Source organism: Perlucidibaca piscinae DSM 21586, from assembly GCF_000420045.1.
Classification (GTDB): Bacteria; Pseudomonadota; Gammaproteobacteria; order Pseudomonadales; family Moraxellaceae; genus Perlucidibaca; species Perlucidibaca piscinae.
The window spans coordinates 187589-204602 of sequence record NZ_ATUE01000005.1 but is presented as its reverse complement, the minus strand read 5'-3'; the positions used below and the strand labels follow the sequence as shown (position 1 = coordinate 204602).

Here is a 17014-nt window from a genome sequence, read left to right as displayed (position 1 = left end):
TTTCACCGCTCTTCAGCTAGGAAAATCCCATGACGGCAACGGATGCGCGCGCCTCTGCCCTGAAACACTGGCTGGATGCCTGGTTTGCCAGCCAGCCGCAGTGGCCGCAACCGGTCGGCCCGCTGCAGATGGTCTCCGGTGATGCCAGTTTCCGTCGCTACTTTCGTCAGCCGTTGAGCCAGGGCAGCGTGATCGCGGTCGACGCGCCCGTCGAGAAGGAAGACTGCCGTCCCTTCGTGGCCATTGCCAACGCGCTGTTCGAGCAGGGACTGTGCGTGCCCGAGGTGCTGGCCTGGTCGTCGCAGCAGGGCTTCATGCTGCTCACCGACCTCGGCGACACGCTGCTGCTGCCGGAGCTTGATGCAGCCTCGGCCAACACGCTCTACGGCGCCGCGATGACGGCGCTGGTGCAGATGCAGGGGACTCCCGCGCCGGATGACTACTTCCTGCCGCGCTATGACCGCGAGCGCCTGCTCACGGAGATGCGCCTGCTCACGGACTGGTTCATCCCGCGCTATCTCGGCATCACCCTGGACGCCGAGCAGGCCGCAGGGGTCGAGCAGCAGTTCGCCGCCATCGCCGATGCCGTGCTGACCCAGCCCGTGGTCTTCGTGCACCGCGACTACCATTCGCGCAACCTCATGCTCACCCCCGAAGGCCAGCTTGGCATCATCGACTTCCAGGATGCCGTCACCGGTCCGGTCACCTATGACCTTGCCTCGCTGCTGCGTGATGCCTACGTGGCCTGGCCGGAAGCCGACGTGCGGCGCTGGGTGCAGCAGTTCCGTGACGAGCTGATCGCCAGCGGCCGACTCGCTGACAGCGTGTCTCCGGACGCCTTCCAGGGCTGGTTCGACTGGATGGCGGCGCAGCGTCATCTCAAGGTCATCGGCATCTTCGCGCGCCTCAGTCTGCGTGACGGCAAGCACGGCTACCTGAACGACATCCCGCTGGTGTACCGCTACCTGCTCGACGAGATCGCGCCCTACGAGGCGCTGCAGCCGCTGCATCAGCTCATGGTCACGCTGCTGCCGGCCTATCTGGCGCGTCACCCTGCCGCCCAGGCCGAGCTGGGGCGCTTCCTGTGAAGGCGATGATCCTGGCTGCAGGCCTCGGCACCCGCATGCGGCCGCTCACCGAGCACACGCCCAAGCCCCTGCTCAAGGTCGGTGGCAAGCCGCTCATCGTCTGGCATCTGGAGGCCCTGCGCGCGGCCAGCATCACCGAGGTTGTGATCAACACCGCCTGGCTGGGCCAGACGCTGGAAAAGGCGCTCGGTGACGGCAGCCGCTACGGTCTCGACATCCGCTGGTCGCACGAGTCCGAGGGCAAGCCGCTGGAAACCGCCGGCGGCATCGTGCAGGCGCTGTCATTGCTGGGCCACCAGCCCTTCCTGCTGGTCAATGGCGACATCTGGCTGCGCTACCGTTTCACGCCCCTGCGCGATGCCCTGGCGCCGGGGCGGCAGGCGCACCTGGTGCTGGTCGACAACCCGCCGCACCATCCCGACGGTGACTTCCTGCTGGCCTGCGGCGAGCGTGCTCCGGAGGCCGGGCAGCGCTACCCGCTGGCACCTGTGGATGCCGGGCGTGCCGGTCAGCGCCTGACCTATGCCGGCCTCGCGGTCTACAGCCCCAGCCTGTTCGAGGGGCTGCCGCGGGGCGTGCGTCCGCTGGCGCCGCTGTTGCGCGAAGCCATCGCCGACGGTCTGGTCAGTGGCGAGCACTTTCCCGGTCCCTGGGTCGATGTCGGCACCCCGGAGCGCCTCAATCTGCTGGATCACGAGATTCGCCACGGCCTGATCTGAGGTCGTTCACCTGCTGGAGTCTGTTGCCATGGCACACCCCGAGTTCCTCATCGCCCCGTCCATCCTGTCGGCCGATTTCGCTCGCCTCGGCGAGGAGGTCGACAACGTCCTTGCTGCCGGTGCCGACGTCGTGCATTTCGATGTCATGGACAACCACTACGTGCCCAACCTGACCATCGGTCCCATGGTCTGCAAGGCGCTGCGCCAGCACGGCGTCACCGCACCCATCGATGCCCACCTCATGGTGCGTCCGGTCGACCGCCTGATCGGTGATTTCCTCGAGGCCGGTGCCAGCATCATCACGTTCCATCCCGAGGCCTCGGATCACATCGACCGCTCGCTGCAGCTGATCCGTTCCGGAGGTGCGCAGTGCGGTCTGGTGTTCAATCCGGCGACGCCTCTGCACTACCTTGACCACGTCATGGACACGGTCGATGTCATCCTGCTGATGAGCGTCAATCCGGGCTTCGGCGGCCAGAAGTTCATCCCGTCGACGCTGGCCAAGCTGCGCGCGGTGCGCGAGCGCATTCGCGCCTCGGGGCGTGACATCCGTCTCGAGATCGACGGTGGCGTCGGCGTGCAGAACATCCGCGAGATCGCCGAGGCCGGTGCTGACATGTTCGTCGCTGGCTCGGCCATCTTCAACGCGCCGGGCGGTCGCACGAGGCAGGGCTATGCCGAGGTCATCGACCGCATGCGTGCCGAGCTGGCGCAGGCGGTGCGGCCATGAGCGTCCCGTCAGCGTCGGTTCAGGCAGGCGAGGGCGGGCGCATTCTTCAGCCGCTGGCCGGGTGGCTGGGCGAGCTGCCGCAGCTGATCATGCTCGACCTCGACGGTACCCTGGTCGACAGCGCGGCCGACATCGCGCTGTCGCTCAACCGCGCCCTGGATGAGCTGGGCCTGGGCCAGGTCAGCGACGCCCTGGTGCGCGACGGTGTCGGTCGCGGTGCCGCCCGCCTGATGCATTACACGCTCAGCCACCTGCGCCCCCACCACGGCGAGGATCCCCAGGGGCATGCGCTGGAAAGCCGTCTGCTGGCGGTGTTCATGCGCCACTACGAGGCCTCGGTGTGCGAGGCCAGCACGGTCTATCCCGGCGTGCGCGAGTTTCTCGCTGCCGCGCAGTCAGCCGGCATTGCCTTGGCCTGTGTCACCAACAAGCCCTACCGGCCGGCAATCGCCCTGCTGGATGCGCTGGATCTGCTGGCACCGTTCGCGCTGGTCATCGGCGGTGACAGCCTGACTCAGCGCAAGCCGCACCCCGAGCCGCTGCAGCACTGTCTGCGCCATTTCTCGGTGACGCCGACCCGGGCGCTGATGGTCGGCGACTCCCGCAACGACGTGGATGCCGCCAAGGCCGCCGGCGTGCCGGTGCTGGCGCTGCCCTACGGCTACAATCATGGCGAGCCCATCGAGGCCTGCGCGCCCGACCGTCTGGTTGCGTCACTGGCGGCGTTGCTTTAACGTTGCATGATTCCTTTCAGGTTCCAGCCATGTGTGACCAGCTCCTCCAGCTCGGCAGCATCCGTTGGCGATGGTGAATCCGTCGTCACCTGTTGTGCTGTCCTGAAGTCTGTCCGAGTGAGTGGTCATGAACGCTGAAACGTTTGCCGCACTGGCGGCGCGGGGTTTCAACCGCATCCCCGTGGTGCGTGAAATCCTGGTCGATCTCGATACCCCCCTGTCCTGCTACCTCAAGGTGGCCGATCAGCCCTACACCTACCTGTTCGAGTCCGTGCAGGGCGGCGAGCAGTGGGGGCGCTATTCCATGATCGGCCTGCCGGCGCGCACCGTGCTGCGCATCACTGATCATGTCGCCACGGTCCACGTCGATGGTGTCGAGACCGAGCGTCACGAGGTCGCTGATCCGCTGGCGTTCGTCGAGCAGTTCCAGCAACGCTACCGGGTGCCGGACGCCGATGATCTGCTGCCCGGTCTGCCACGCTTCACCGGCGGTCTGGTCGGCTACTTCGCCTATGACACCGTGCGTTACATCGAGAGGCGTCTGGCTGCCACGCGCAAGCCGGATCCCGTCGGCACGCCGGACATCTTTTTCATGGTCTCGGACGAGGTCATGGTGTTCGACAACGTCAAGGGCTCGCTGTTCCTGGTGGTGCATGCCGATCCGGCCGGGAGCGATGCGCTGGTGCAGGCAGAGCGCCGGCTCGACGCGCTGGTCGAGGGCATTCATGCCCGCCTCGGCGCCAGCTCCATCGACGCCTTCGTGCCCGACCGTCCGACCCGCGAGGCCGACTTCGTGTCGAGCATCAGCGAGAGCGATTTCCATGCCGCCGTCAATCGCATCAAGGACTACGTGCTGGCGGGTGACATCATGCAGGTGGTGCCCTCGCAGCGCATGAGCGCACCCTTCGTGCAGCCGCCGCTGACCCTGTACCGTGCCCTGCGCCACCTGAATCCGTCGCCGTACATGTATTTCATGCATGCGGGTGACTTCCACATCGTCGGCTCCAGTCCGGAGATCCTCGCCCGCGTCGAGCACGGCCAGGTCGCCGTGCGTCCCATCGCCGGCACCCGCAAGCGCGGCAGCACGCCGGAGCGCGATCGCGAGCTGGAGGCCGAGCTGCTGGCTGACCCCAAGGAGATCGCCGAGCACCTGATGCTCATCGACCTCGGTCGCAATGACGTTGGCCGGGTCGCGGCCACGGGCCAGGTGCGGGTCACCGAGCAGATGGTGGTCGAGCGCTACTCGCACGTCATGCACATAGTCTCCAATGTCGAGGCCACCCTGAAGCCGGGCGTGACCGCGCTGGATGTGCTCAAGGCCACGCTGCCGGCCGGTACCCTGTCCGGCGCGCCCAAGGTGCGCGCCATGGAGATCATCGACGAGATCGAGCCGGTCAAGCGCGGCATCTACGGCGGCGCCATCGGCTACCTGGCCTGGAACGGCACCATGGATACTGCCATCGCCATCCGCACCGCCGTGCTCAAGGACGGTCTGATGCATGTCCAGGCCGGCGCCGGCGTGGTCGCCGACTCGGTGCCCGAGCTGGAATGGATGGAGACGCGCAACAAGGCGCGCGCCCTGATCCGTGCCGCCGAGCTGGCCTCGACCAACCTGCAGCGGGAGTGCTGAGCATGCTGCTGATGATCGACAACTACGACTCCTTCACCTACAACCTCGTGCAGTATTTCGGCGAGCTGGGCGAGGATGTGCGCGTGTTCCGCAATGACGAGATCACGCTGGACGAGATCGCGGCGCTGAAGCCGGATCGCCTGGTGATCTCCCCGGGTCCGTGCACGCCCAACGAGGCAGGCATTTCCATGGCGGCGATCCGCCGCTTCGCCGGCGAGATTCCGCTGCTCGGCGTCTGTCTCGGTCACCAGAGCATCGGCCAGGTCTATGGCGGCGACGTGGTGCGCGCACGCCAGGTCATGCATGGCAAGACCTCGCCCATTCACCACCGTGACGTCGGCGTGTTCAAGGGGCTCAACAACCCGCTCACCGCGACCCGTTACCACTCGCTGGTGGTGAAGCGCGAGACGCTGCCGGACTGCCTCGAGATCACCGCCTGGACGCAGACCGAAGACGGCCAGGTCGACGAGATCATGGGGCTGCGTCACAAGACGCTGGCGGTCGAGGGCGTGCAGTTCCACCCCGAGTCCATCCTCACCGAGCAGGGCCATGTCCTGCTCAGGAACTTCCTGCTGCAGGCGCGCTGACATGAGCATGAACATCAGGCAGGCCCTGGCACGGGTCGTCGAGCGCATCGATCTGTCGCGTGACGAGATGCAGGACGTGATGCAGGCGATCATGACCGGCCAGTGCAGTGACGCGCAGATTGCCGCACTGCTCGTGGCCCTGCGCATGAAGGGCGAGAGCATCGACGAGATCGAGGGCGCGGCGCGGGTCATGCGCGATCTCGCGGCACGGGTCACGCTGTCCAGCCACGAGCGCGTGGTCGACATTGTCGGCACCGGCGGCGATGGTGCAAACCTGTTCAACGTGTCGTCGGCATCGGCCTTCGTGGTCGCGGCCGGCGGCGGACGGGTCGCCAAGCACGGCAATCGTGCGGTGTCGTCGAAGAGTGGCAGCGCTGACCTGCTGGAGACTGCGGGCATCAATCTGGCGCTGACGCCGGAGCAGGTGGCGCGCTGCATCGACAGCGTCGGTGTCGGCTTCCTGTTCGCGGTGAATCATCACGGGGCCATGAAGCACGCCATCGGTGCCCGCCGCGAGATCGGCCTGCGCACGCTGTTCAACATCCTCGGTCCGCTGACCAATCCGGCCTATGTCACCCGCCAGGTGGTGGGCGTGTTCAATCCGGCATTGTGCCGGCCCATGGCCGAAGTGCTGGGGCGCCTGGGCAGCACGCATGCGCTGGTGGTGTGCGCGCGTGACGGGCTGGACGAAGTGTCGCTGGCCACCGGCACCGTCGTGGCCGAGCTGCGCGATGGCGTGGTGAGCGAGTACGAGATCACGCCCGAGCAGCTGGGCGTGCCCAGTCAGAGCCTGGTCGGCCTCAGCGTCGACAGCACCGAGGCGTCGTGGGCGCTGATCCAGGATGCACTGGGCAAACGTGCCAGCGAGGCCGGTCGCAAGGCCGCTGACATCATCACGCTCAATGCCGGTGCCGCACTCTATGTGGCTGGCGTGACCCGAGACTGGAAGCAGGGCGTGGCGCTGGCCGATGACGTGATCTGCACGGGCCAGGCCCTCGAGAAGCTCAACGATCTGCGTTTGTTCTCGCGTGCGCTGTCGACCCCGGCCTCGTCATGAGTCATGTTCAGCCGCCTGCCGCACGTCCATTTTCCGTATCCGATTCTGTTCCGAGCCGTCTGACATGAGCACCATCCTCGACACGATCATGGCGCGCAAGCGCGACGAAGTCGCCGCCCGCCGCAAGCGCCATTCGCTGGCTGATCAGGAGGCCTTCGCGCGCGAGGCCTCTCCGGTGCGCGGCTTCACCCGCAGCCTGCAGCGGCGCATCGCGGACGGAGCCCCAGGCGTCATCGCCGAGATCAAGAAGGCCTCGCCGTCGAAAGGCGTTATCCGTGCCGACTTCCAGCCCGCCCGGATTGCCGAGTCCTACCAGCAGGGCGGCGCCAGCTGTCTGTCAGTGCTCACCGACATCGATTTCTTCCAGGGCAGCGACGACTACCTGCGCCAGGCCCGCGCCGCCTGCGACCTGCCGGTGATCCGCAAGGACTTTCTCTGCGACCCCTATCAGGTCATCGAAGCGCGTGCCATCGGCGCCGACTGCTTACTGCTCATCGTCGCCGCGCTGTCGGATGCCCAGCTCGATGAACTCCATGCCTGCGCACTGGAGCAGGGCATGGACGTGCTCATCGAGGTGCATGACCGTGCCGAGCTGTTGCGCGCGCTGCCGCTGGGCAATCCGCTGATCGGCATCAACAACCGCAACCTGCACACCTTCGAGGTATCTCTGCAGACCACGCTGGATCTGCTCAGGGATATCCCTGGCGACCGCACCGTGATCACCGAAAGCGGCATCCTGTCGCGTGCTGACGTGGCGTTGATGCGCGATCATGCCGTGCACGGCTTTCTGGTCGGCGAGGCTTTCATGCGCGCGCCCTCGCCGGGCGAGAAGCTGGCCGAGCTGTTCTTCTGATCCGGCCCGAACCCATTCAACGATACAGCGTACTGGAGCCTCAACATCATGGACGCACGCATCACCTGGAACGGCGAGGTCAGCTTCGTCGCCACCTCCGGCAGCGGTCACTCGGTCACCATGGACGGGCCGCCTGATCTGGGCGGGCAGAACCTGGGTCCGCGCCCCATGGAAATGCTGCTCATGGGCATGGGTGGCTGCACCTCGTTTGACGTCATGACCATCCTGAAAAAGTCGCGCCAGAACGTGACGGCCTGCGAGGCGGTGCTGAAGGCGGAGCGTGCGGATGCCGTGCCGGCCGTGTTCACGAAGATCCATGTGCACTTCGTGGTCACCGGAGTGGATCTCAAGGAGGCGCAGGTCAAGCGTGCGGTCGAGCTGTCGGCCGAGAAGTACTGCTCGGCCTCGATCATGCTGCAGAAGGGCGGGGTGGAGATCACCCACAGCTACGAGATGCGCGCCGCCTGAGGCGCCACACCTTCCGCTGGCTCGCCAGTCGCCTCAGACGTAATACGTCGTCGTGGTCATCACGCGCGCCACGACCTGCATGGCGCCCTGCACCGGTGGCGGCAGCTCTGCAGCACCGGCGGCGATGGCCATGTCGCGATGCCGGGCCTCGTCGATGCGCATCTGGTCGAGCACGGCGCGGGTGCGCTGGTCATTCAGCGGCAGGGTCGACAGGTGGCTCTGCAGATGCTCGACGACCTGTTTCTCTGTCTCGGCGACAAAACCCAGGCTCCAGCGATCGCCGGCAAGCCCGGCGAGCGCGCCGACACCGAACGATGCCGCGTAGAACAGCGGATTGAGCACGCTGGGTCGAGCCCCCAGCTCCTGCAGGCGGGCTTCGCACCAGACCAGGTGGTCCACTTCCTCGCGCGCGGCCTGCTCCATCTCGGTGCGCACGGCGGGCAGCTTCGCGGTCAGTGCCTGGCCGTGGTAGAGCGCCTGTGCACAGACCTCGCCGGTGTGATTGATGCGCATGAAGCCGGCGACCTGGCGTCGTTCATCCGCATTCAGGCCAGCTTCGGCGCGTGCGCCAGCGGGAGAGGGGCGTCCGGCGCGGGCGGCCTCGGGCGCCAGTGTGCGCAGCACCTGGTCGGCGTGACCGATCAGGCGGTCCAGAAACGAATGCTGACGCATGCTCATTGCCTGTGCTCCTCAGCCCGGTGGCCAGGTCAGCTTGCGACCGGCCAGCAGATGCAGATGGATGTGGTACACGCTCTGGCCGCCATCGCTGTTGCAGTTCATCACCACCCGGTAGCCGTCGTCGGCAAAGCCGTTGTCGCGGGCGATCTGCGCGGCCGTGGTCATCAGCTCGCCAAGCACGACGGCCTCGCTGGCGGGCACGTCATTGAGTGTGGTGTAGTGGGACTTGGGGATCAGCAGGATGTGCGTCGGCGCGGCCGGAAACAGGTCGTGAAACGCGAGCAGGCGCTCGTTCTCGAACACGATGCGGGACGGGACCTCGTGGCGGGCGATCTTGCAGAAAATGCAGTCGGTCATGTGTCGTGGTCTCCGGGTCGGATGCGGCAGATTGGCCGCTAGCCTAAAGCCTCTGCTGTCCTGACTCAATCGGTGGTATCGTAGCGCGCATTGTGCGCATCATGAGAGGCTGCATTCGAGATTTGCACTTAAATGGTGCAATCGATCCTCGAGCTTCGCCATCATGGTGCATGAAGGCGGTGATTTTGGCGTGATCATGCGCGCTGCCGGTGCATTTCTTGCGCTGAAGGTGCTTGGCACGTCCTTTGCTTTATCCGATGCAGTTTGCGATGCCGTGCCGTCACTCGCGGCGCTCGCACCCAACTTAGTGACCCTGTGAACAGCTCTGTGGAGGAGCCACCATGTCGAACAAGGTGTTAGACCTGATCAAAGAAAACGAAGCCAAGTGGGTAGACTTCCGCTTCACCGACACCAAGGGCAAGGAACAGCACGTTTCCTACCCGGCCTACACCATCGATGAAGACACCTTCGTCAACGGCAAGATGTTTGACGGCTCCTCGATCGCCGGCTGGAAGGGTATCGAAGCCTCCGACATGATCCTCATGCCGGATGCCGAAACTGCCTTCATGGATCCGTTCTTCGAAGATTCCACCGTGGTCGTCACCTGCGACGTCATCGAGCCGTCGACCGGCCAAGGCTACGAACGTGACCCGCGCTCCATCGCCCGTCGCGCCGAAGCCTACCTGAAGGCCTCGGGCATCGGTGATACTGCCTTCTTCGGTCCGGAACCCGAGTTCTTCGTGTTCGACGCCGTCAAGTGGGACATCAGCATGGGCAAGGTGTCCCATGAGCTGATCGCCGAAGAAGCCGCCTGGTCGACCAACAACGATTACGAAGGCGGCAACAGCGGCCATCGTCCGCGCGTCAAGGGTGGCTACTTCCCGGTTCCGCCGATCGACTCCGCCCAGGACCTGCGCGCTGCCATGTGCAACGCCATCGAAGCCATGATGGGCCCGGGCCGCGTCGAAGTGCAGCACCACGAAGTGGCTTCCTGCCAGTCGGAAATCGGTGTTTCCTTCAACACCCTCGTGCGCAAGGCAGACGAAGTCCAGGTGCTGAAGTACGCCGTCCACAACGTGGCTCACGCCTACGGCAAGACCGCCACCTTCATGCCCAAGCCGATGGTGGGTGACAACGGTTCCGGCATGCACGTGCACATGTCCATCTCCAAGGATGGCAAGAACCTGTTCGCCGGTGACCAGTACGCCGGTCTGTCGGAAATGGCCCTGTTCTTCATTGGCGGCATCATCAAGCACGCCCGTGCCCTGAACGCCATCACCAACCCGGCCACCAACTCCTACAAGCGTCTGGTGCCGCACTACGAAGCTCCGATCATGCTGGCCTACTCGGCACGCAACCGTTCGGCCTCGATCCGTATCCCGTACGTGTCGAGCCCGAAGGCCAAGCGCATCGAAGCCCGTTTCCCGGATCCGGCTGCCAACCCGTACCTGTGCTTCGCTGCCCTGCTGATGGCCGGCATCGACGGCATCCAGAACAAGATCCACCCGGGCGAAGCGGCTGACAAGAACCTGTACGACCTGCCGCCGGAAGAAGAAGCCAAGATCCCGACCGTGGCACACAACCTGGAAATGGCTCTGGACGCCCTCAAGGCCGACCACGAGTTCCTGCTCAAGGGTGGCGTGTTCACCAAGGAAATGCTCGAGGCCTACATCGAACTCAAGACCGAAGAAGCTCGCCGCGTGAGCACCTTCGTGTCGCCGATCGAGTTCGATCTGTACTACTCGGTGTAATGGTGGTGCCGGCAGCCTGAGACGGTTGCCAGCACACGCTTCGATGAAAGGCCCGCTCGTGAGAGCGGGCCTTTTGTTTTTTCAGGCTCTGCAGGCATGATGCCGGACACGATGAGTCCGGAGAGTTGAGCATGTTGGCAGGGCCTTCACCATATCTGCTGTCGCCGTGGCTTGCTGCCGCGCGCGAGCGAATGGGCAGTGATGACGGGGCGACAGACGAAGCATGGCGTCAAAGTGCCAAGCCCGATTACGCGGTATGCTGCGCCGATGCGGTGGCCAACCTGGCGTCAGTCGCCGATCGCTCCCTGCCTGATCTTGCCCGCAACGTCGATCCAGCCTGGCAGGCCGCTCTGCGTCGCCTGCGCACCCGCGAGCAGATGCGCTTCATCGCCCGCGATTTGCAGCGCCTGTGCACGCTGGAGGAAGTGACCCGCGAGCTCTCCGATTTCGCCGACGCTGTGCTGTCCTGCGCGCTGGCCCAGGCCCATGCTGAAGTGGTGCGTCTGCATGGCTCGCCGATCGGGTCAAGCTCCGGCCAGCCACAGCAGATGGTGGTGCTGGGCATGGGCAAGCTGGGCGGGCAGGAGCTCAACCTGTCCTCCGACATCGACCTCATCTTCACCTACGAGGAAGAAGGCGAGACCGATGGCAGCCGCAGCGTCAGCAACCAGGAGTTCTTCATCAAGGTCGGCCAGCGCCTGATCCAGTATCTGGACACGGTCACCGCCGACGGCTTCGTGTTCCGAGTCGACATGCGCCTTCGCCCTTGGGGTGATGGCTCGGCGCTGGCCATGGGCTTCGACGCCCTGGAGGCCTATTACGAGCGCCATGGCCGCGAGTGGGAGCGCTATGCCCTGATCAAGGCGCGGGTCTGCGCTGGCGATGGCGCTGCCGGCGAGCGCCTGTTGAAGCGCCTGCGGCCGTTCGTGTTCCGCCGCTACATCGATTACGGCGCCTTCGAGTCGCTGCGCGAAATGAAGACCATGATCGAGCGCGAGGTGCGCCGGCTGGATCGCGAGGACAACATCAAGCTCGGCCGGGGCGGCATCCGCGAGGTCGAGTTCATTGCCCAGGCCTTCCAGCTGATTCGCGGTGGCGTCGATCCCAGCCTGCAGCTGCGCCCGCTGCTGCAGGTGCTGCCGCTGCTGGCCGAGCGCCGATTGTTGCCGCCCCGCGCGGTGGAGGAGCTGGCGCATGCCTACCGCTTTCTGCGTGACAGCGAGCACCGCATCCAGGCCCTGCACGATCAGCAGACCCAGATGCTGCCGGTGGATGCCGAGGATCGCCTGCGTGTCGCCCAGGCCATGGGCTTCGATGACTGGCCGGCCTATGTCGCCGAGCTCGGGCGCCAGCGCGACATCGTGCATGGCCATTTCCGCGACGTGATTTCCCTGCGTGACGACGAGGACGCGGCGGAGACCCTGCCGGCGCCCGAGGACTGGCCGGCGCCGGTGCAGGCCCTGCTTGCCAGTCGAGCCATCAGCCAGCTTTCCGGCACCGGCCGCGAGCGTCTCGACCGCCTGCTGCCGCTGCTGGTGCGCGCCTGCCGCGACGATGACAACGGCGAGCAGGCCCTGCAGCGCATCATCCCGCTGATCGAGGCCACGCTGCGACGCTCGGCCTACCTCATCCTGCTCATCGAGAACCCTGGCGCCCTGCAGCGTCTGGTCGACCTGTGCGCGGCCAGCCCGTGGATGGCCGAGCTGCTGGCGCGCTACCCGGTGCTGCTCGATGAGCTGCTCAATGCCGCCACCCTGTTCGCGCCGCCGAGCCGCTCGGACCTGGAGGCCGAGCTGCGCAGCCAGCTCATGCGCATTCCCGAGGAGGATCTCGAGCGCCAGATGGATGTGCTGCGCATCTTCCAGAAGGGGCAGCTGCTGCGTGTTGCCGCCTCCGACCTCAAGGGCACGCTGCCGCTGATGAAGATCAGCGATTCGCTGACCTGGCTGGCCGAGGCCGTGCTGCAGGAGGTGCTCAACCTGAGCTGGCATCAGCTCACCACGCGCCATGGTCGTCCGCGTCGCGAGGACGGCACCCCCTGCGATCCCGATTTCATCATTGTCGGCTATGGCAAGCTGGGCGGTCTGGAGCTGGGCTATGGCTCCGACCTCGATCTGGTGTTCATCCACGATGCCGACCCGCAGGCCGACACCGATGGCCCCAAGCCGCTGGATGGCGCCAGCTTCTATGCCCGTCTCGGCCAGAAGATCATCCATCTGATGACCACCGCCATGGCGACTGGCCAGCTCTATGACGTCGACATGCGGCTGCGCCCGTCCGGGGCCTCCGGCCTGCTGGTGACCTCGCTGTCGGGCTTTGCCAGCTACCAGCGCGAGCAGGCCTGGACCTGGGAGTACCAGGCCCTGGTACGGGCCCGTGTGGTGGCCGGCGACCCGCGTCTGGCGCAGCGTTTCGACGCCGTGCGTGCCGAGGTGCTGCAGCGCCCGCGCGATGTCGCCGCACTGCGTCAGGAGGTGCTCGACATGCGTCAGAAGATGCGTGATCACCTGGCCCCCAAGTCGCCGGACGAGATCGACCTCAAGCACAGCCCCGGCGGTCTGGTCGACATCGAGTTCCTGGTCCAGTTCCTGACCTTGGCGCACGCGCATGCGCACCCGGCGCTGGCACGCTGGCCGGACAACGTGCGCCTGCTCGACACGCTGGCGGCCGAGGGCTTGCTGCCGGCTGACGACGCTACCGCGCTGACGTCGGCCTACCTGGCCTTGCGCGCGCGCGGCCACCGCCAGGCGCTGGCGGAGCAGGGCCGCGAGCTCACCGATGACAGCCTGCGTGCGGCGCGCGAACAGGTGCAGGCGATCTGGGCGCGGGTGATGGCGGGGTGATCGCCCAGTAGGCGAGTCCCCCCGTTTTGTGGTGCAATACGCGTCTTCTTTTTGGTCACGCCAACCGTTGCGCCACACCGTGGTGCCTGACGTGCGCGTGGCAGTTCCCGGACGGAGTTTCGTGATGTCGATGTCTGATCGTGATGGCGTGATCTGGTATGACGGCAAGCTGGTGCCGTGGCGCGAGGCCAATACCCATGTGCTGACCCATACCCTGCACTACGGCATGGGCGTCTTCGAGGGCGTTCGTGCCTACGCCACGCCGGATCGCGGTGCCTGCATCTTCCGCCTGAAGGAGCACACCGACCGCCTGTTCAAGTCGGCGCACATCATGAACATGGCCATGCCGTATTCGCAGGACGAGATCAACGAGGCGCACCGCACCGTGATCCGCGAGAACGGTCTGCCACACGCCTATCTGCGTCCGATGGTGTTCTACGGAAGCGAAGGCATGGGCCTGCGCGCCAGCAACCTCAAGGTGCACGTGATCGTCGCCGCCTGGGAGTGGGGCGCATACATGGGCAAGGAAGCGCTGGAGCTGGGCATCAAGGTGCGCACCTCGAGCTACACCCGCCATCACGTCAACATTGCGATGACCCGCGCCAAGGCCAACGGCAACTACATCAACTCCATGCTGGCTCTGCAGGAGGCCATCTCCGGCGGCGCCGAAGAGGCCTTGATGCTGGATCCGGAAGGCTTCGTGGCGGAGGGCTCGGGCGAGAACATCTTCGTGGTGCGTGACGGCGTGATCTACACCCCGGACGTGACCGCCTGCCTCGACGGCATCACCCGCAAGACGGTGATCCAGCTCGCCGAAGAGCATGGCTACACCGTGAAGGAAAAGCGCATCACCCGTGACGAGGTCTACATCGCCGACGAGGCCTTCTTCACCGGCACCGCCGCCGAAGTCACGCCGATCCGCGAGCTCGATGGGCGCCTCATCGGCGCCGGTCGTCGCGGGCCCATCACCACGGTGCTGCAGAAGGCCTACTTCGAGACCGTGACCGGCGTCCGCAAGGACCATGCCGAGTGGCTGACGCCGGTTACCGGCTGATGTGACGGCGGTGAAACTCGTCCGCCGGCCGGGCGCTGTGGTTGATCGCCTGACCAGATGAAAAGCCCGCCATCGTGCGGGCTTTTTCTTTATGCTTTCCCGGCTCGCGCGTGATGCCCCACGAACCAGCCACGAGGACAGGATGACGGCAACCCCACACCCCCGGCGCGTGATCTGGCGCTTGATCGACGGCAAGCCCGGCCACGAGAACCAGACGCTGGGACTGGTGCAGGCCATGCAGCGTCAGAGCGATTGCCGAGTCATCGACATTCCTGTTGCGCCTCTGCGTCTGACCGGCTGGCGTGCACTGCTGAGCTGGCTGTTGCGGCGCTTTCCGCGCCAGCCGGACTGGCCGGCGCCAGACTGGATTGTCGCTGCGGGACATGCCACGCACTGGCCGCTGCTGTGCGCGCAACGCGCCTGCGGCGGACGCACGGTGGTGCTGATGAAGCCTTCTCTGCCGCTGTCCTGGTTTGATCACGTGGTGGTGCCTGAGCATGACGAGGTCAGCGGTGCCAACGTCATCAGCACGCGCGGTGTGCTCAACCCCATGCGCCCCGGTGACAAGGTACCAGGCTCGGCGCTGGCGCTGGTCGGGGGCATCAGCAAGCATTTCGGCTGGGACAATGCCTCGGTACTGCGTCAGCTCGTGACTCTGCGTGAGGCCTGGCCCGGCTTGCGGGTGACGGATTCCCGGCGCACGCCAGCGGCGTTGCGTGAGCAGCTGCGAGAGGCTTTCGGCGATGCCTGTCAGCCGTGGGAACAATGCCCTCCGGGCTGGCTGGCAGCGCAGCTGGCCATCACGGAGGTGGTCTGGGTCAGCGAAGACAGCGTCTCGATGATCTACGAAGCACTCACTGCCGGTTGCCGCACGGGCCTGTTGGAGCTGCCGGCGAATGCGAAACCGGGACGGCTGGTGCGAGGTATCCAGACGCTGGTGGCGCAGGGGCGTGTGGTGCGCTATTCGGTTTGGCAGTCAGGTGAGGCGCTTCCTGCAGGCAACGGCTTGCGGGAGTCGGATCGGGTGGCTGGCCATTTGCTGGATAGCCACCCGACGGTTGCGGTCCGGTCCGTCACGTGACGGACCGTTGTCCGGGTCAGTGTGACGCCAGCGAGTCGCCGCGCCCCACGCCATAATATTTCAGGCCGGCCGCCTTCACCTCGGCCGGCGCATACAGGTTGCGGCCATCCACCACCACGCCGGTCGCGAGCTGACCCTTGAGCCAGCCGAAGTCCACGGTACGGAAGGCCTTCCACTCCGTGCAGATCACCAGTGCATCGGCGCCCGCGACGGCGGCATTGCGATTCGCGCACAGGTGGAGGTCGGCTCGTTCACCGTAGATGCGTCCGGTCTCGTGCATGGCCTCGGGGTCGTAGGCCTGCACCGTGCCACCTACCGCCCAGACGGCCTCCAGCAGGTCACGGCTGGGCGCCTCGCGCATGTCATCGGTGTTGGGCTTGAACGACAGGCCCCAGACCGCGATGGTCTTGCCGGCGATCTGGCCGTTCAGTGCCGCATGGAGCTTGGTGAACAGGGTTTGTTTCTGGCGTGCGTTGACATGCTCGACGGCATCCAGCAGCTCCGGCGAATAGCCGACCTGGTTGGCGATGTGCGACAGCGCCTTCACGTCCTTGGGGAAGCAGGAGCCGCCATAGCCACAGCCCGGGTAGATGAAGTGATAGCCGATGCGCGGGTCGGAGCCGATGCCTTCACGCACCTGCTCGATGTCCACGCCCAGGCGCTCGGCGATCTGCGAGAGCTCGTTCATGAAGCTGATCTTGGTAGCCAGCATGGCGTTGGCGGCGTACTTGGTCAGCTCGGCAGCGCGGATGTCCATGAACATCAGCTTGTCGTGGTTGCGGTTGTAGGGCGCGTAGCATTCGCGCATGAGCTGGCGGACCTTTTCCGAGTCGGTGCCGACCACGATGCGCGCCGCTTTGCTGAAGTCCTCGATGGCGCTGCCTTCCTTGAGGAACTCGGGGTTGGAGCAGACCGCGAAGTCCTGTTTCAGACCACGGCTCGCCAGTGCGGCGGCGATGGCGTCACGGACCTTTTCGGCGGTGCCCACGGGCACGGTCGACTTGTCGATGACCACCTTGTAGTCGGTCAGGTGGCTGCCGATGGTGTCAGCGACCTTGAGCACATACTGCAGGTCGGCGGCGCCGTCCTCGTCCGGCGGCGTACCGACCGCGATGAACTGCAGCAGGCCATGGGCCACGCCTTCAGCGGCGCTGGTGGTGAACTGCAGCGTGCCATCCTTGAAGCAGCGCTTGACGATGGCCTCGAGGCCCGGCTCGAAGATAGGGATGATGCCCTGCTTGAGACGGTCGATCTTGCCCTGGTCCACATCCACGCACATGACGTGGTGGCCGACATCGGCCAGGCAGGCGCCGGTGACCAATCCTACGTAGCCGGTGCCGAAGACGGTGATTTTCATGATGCTCTGGTCCTTGTGTCGAATCTG

General features: G+C 65.7%; 17 protein-coding genes. 14 read left to right on the top strand and 3 right to left on the bottom strand.

Features of this window, described 5'->3' with window-relative positions:
• The first annotated feature begins 29 nt into the window (after positions 1 to 29).
• From F595_RS12145 to F595_RS0100945, 9 genes are all read left to right on the top strand, one after another.
• Complete coding sequence (locus tag F595_RS12145) at positions 30 to 1088, top strand: aminoglycoside phosphotransferase family protein (RefSeq protein ID WP_022955001.1); 1059 nt, start codon at positions 30 to 32, stop codon at positions 1086 to 1088.
• On the top strand, positions 1085 to 1807 hold the full coding sequence (murU, locus tag F595_RS0100980; RefSeq protein ID WP_022955000.1) for an N-acetylmuramate alpha-1-phosphate uridylyltransferase MurU: 723 nt from the start codon (positions 1085 to 1087) through the stop codon (positions 1805 to 1807). Before F595_RS12145 ends, murU begins: the two co-directional genes overlap by 4 nt.
• A gap of 28 nt (positions 1808 to 1835) precedes the next feature.
• Complete coding sequence (gene rpe, locus F595_RS0100975) at positions 1836 to 2537, top strand: ribulose-phosphate 3-epimerase (protein ID WP_022954999.1); 702 nt, start codon at positions 1836 to 1838, stop codon at positions 2535 to 2537.
• Positions 2534 to 3271: a phosphoglycolate phosphatase gene (locus tag F595_RS0100970; RefSeq protein WP_022954998.1), complete on the top strand. Its 738-nt coding sequence runs from the start codon at positions 2534 to 2536 to the stop codon at positions 3269 to 3271. Before rpe ends, F595_RS0100970 begins: the two co-directional genes overlap by 4 nt.
• Positions 3272 to 3398: 127 nt before the next feature.
• The gene (trpE, locus tag F595_RS0100965; protein WP_022954997.1) at positions 3399 to 4901 is read left to right on the top strand and encodes an anthranilate synthase component I; all 1503 of its coding nucleotides are present in this window, start codon (positions 3399 to 3401) and stop codon (positions 4899 to 4901) included.
• Positions 4902 to 4903: 2 nt separating this feature from the next.
• The gene (locus tag F595_RS0100960) at positions 4904 to 5488 is read left to right on the top strand and encodes an aminodeoxychorismate/anthranilate synthase component II (RefSeq protein ID WP_022954996.1); all 585 of its coding nucleotides are present in this window, start codon (positions 4904 to 4906) and stop codon (positions 5486 to 5488) included.
• Positions 5489 to 5495: 7 nt separating this feature from the next.
• A complete protein-coding gene (gene trpD / locus F595_RS0100955; RefSeq protein ID WP_026913082.1) occupies positions 5496 to 6545 on the top strand; it encodes an anthranilate phosphoribosyltransferase in 1050 nt (349 codons plus the stop codon).
• A 64-nt stretch (positions 6546 to 6609) separates the two neighbouring features.
• Positions 6610 to 7398 carry an indole-3-glycerol phosphate synthase TrpC gene (trpC, locus tag F595_RS0100950; RefSeq protein ID WP_022954994.1) on the top strand — a complete coding sequence of 263 codons (789 nt, stop codon included), beginning with the start codon at positions 6610 to 6612 and terminating at the stop codon, positions 7396 to 7398.
• Between the two features lie 48 nt (positions 7399 to 7446).
• A complete protein-coding gene (locus F595_RS0100945) occupies positions 7447 to 7866 on the top strand; it encodes an OsmC family protein (protein WP_022954993.1) in 420 nt (139 codons plus the stop codon).
• Positions 7867 to 7899: 33 nt separating this feature from the next.
• Here the strand turns inward: F595_RS0100945 and coq7 are convergent, their stop codons facing one another.
• Together coq7 and F595_RS0100935 are read right to left on the bottom strand one after the other, a co-directional pair.
• Entirely contained in the window at positions 7900 to 8544 is a 645-nt protein-coding gene (gene coq7, locus F595_RS0100940; RefSeq protein WP_022954992.1) for a 2-polyprenyl-3-methyl-6-methoxy-1,4-benzoquinone monooxygenase, read from the bottom strand.
• A gap of 12 nt (positions 8545 to 8556) precedes the next feature.
• On the bottom strand, positions 8557 to 8901 hold the full coding sequence (locus F595_RS0100935; protein WP_022954991.1) for a histidine triad nucleotide-binding protein: 345 nt from the start codon (positions 8899 to 8901) through the stop codon (positions 8557 to 8559).
• 163 nt (positions 8902 to 9064) lie between these two features.
• Here F595_RS0100935 and F595_RS14560 point away from each other — a divergent pair, with 163 nt between their 5' ends.
• The 5 genes from F595_RS14560 (at position 9065) to F595_RS12135 (ending at position 15630) form a co-directional block, all read left to right on the top strand.
• On the top strand, positions 9065 to 9220 hold the full coding sequence (locus F595_RS14560; RefSeq protein WP_156873754.1) for a hypothetical protein: 156 nt from the start codon (positions 9065 to 9067) through the stop codon (positions 9218 to 9220).
• Between the two features lie 22 nt (positions 9221 to 9242).
• Complete coding sequence (gene glnA / locus F595_RS0100930; protein WP_022954990.1) at positions 9243 to 10652, top strand: type I glutamate--ammonia ligase; 1410 nt, start codon at positions 9243 to 9245, stop codon at positions 10650 to 10652.
• A 131-nt stretch (positions 10653 to 10783) separates the two neighbouring features.
• Positions 10784 to 13495, top strand: a complete 2712-nt coding sequence (gene glnE / locus F595_RS12140; RefSeq protein ID WP_051144595.1) for a bifunctional [glutamate--ammonia ligase]-adenylyl-L-tyrosine phosphorylase/[glutamate--ammonia-ligase] adenylyltransferase — start codon at positions 10784 to 10786, stop codon at positions 13493 to 13495.
• A 124-nt stretch (positions 13496 to 13619) separates the two neighbouring features.
• Positions 13620 to 14549: a branched-chain amino acid transaminase gene (locus F595_RS0100920; protein WP_022954988.1), complete on the top strand. Its 930-nt coding sequence runs from the start codon at positions 13620 to 13622 to the stop codon at positions 14547 to 14549.
• A gap of 142 nt (positions 14550 to 14691) precedes the next feature.
• Positions 14692 to 15630, top strand: coding sequence for a mitochondrial fission ELM1 family protein (locus F595_RS12135; protein WP_022954987.1), 939 nt, complete (start codon positions 14692 to 14694; stop codon positions 15628 to 15630).
• A 16-nt stretch (positions 15631 to 15646) separates the two neighbouring features.
• Here the strand turns inward: F595_RS12135 and F595_RS0100910 are convergent, their stop codons facing one another.
• Positions 15647 to 16987 carry a UDP-glucose dehydrogenase family protein gene (locus tag F595_RS0100910; RefSeq protein WP_022954986.1) on the bottom strand — a complete coding sequence of 447 codons (1341 nt, stop codon included), beginning with the start codon at positions 16985 to 16987 and terminating at the stop codon, positions 15647 to 15649.
• Between the last annotated feature and the right edge of the window lie 27 nt (positions 16988 to 17014).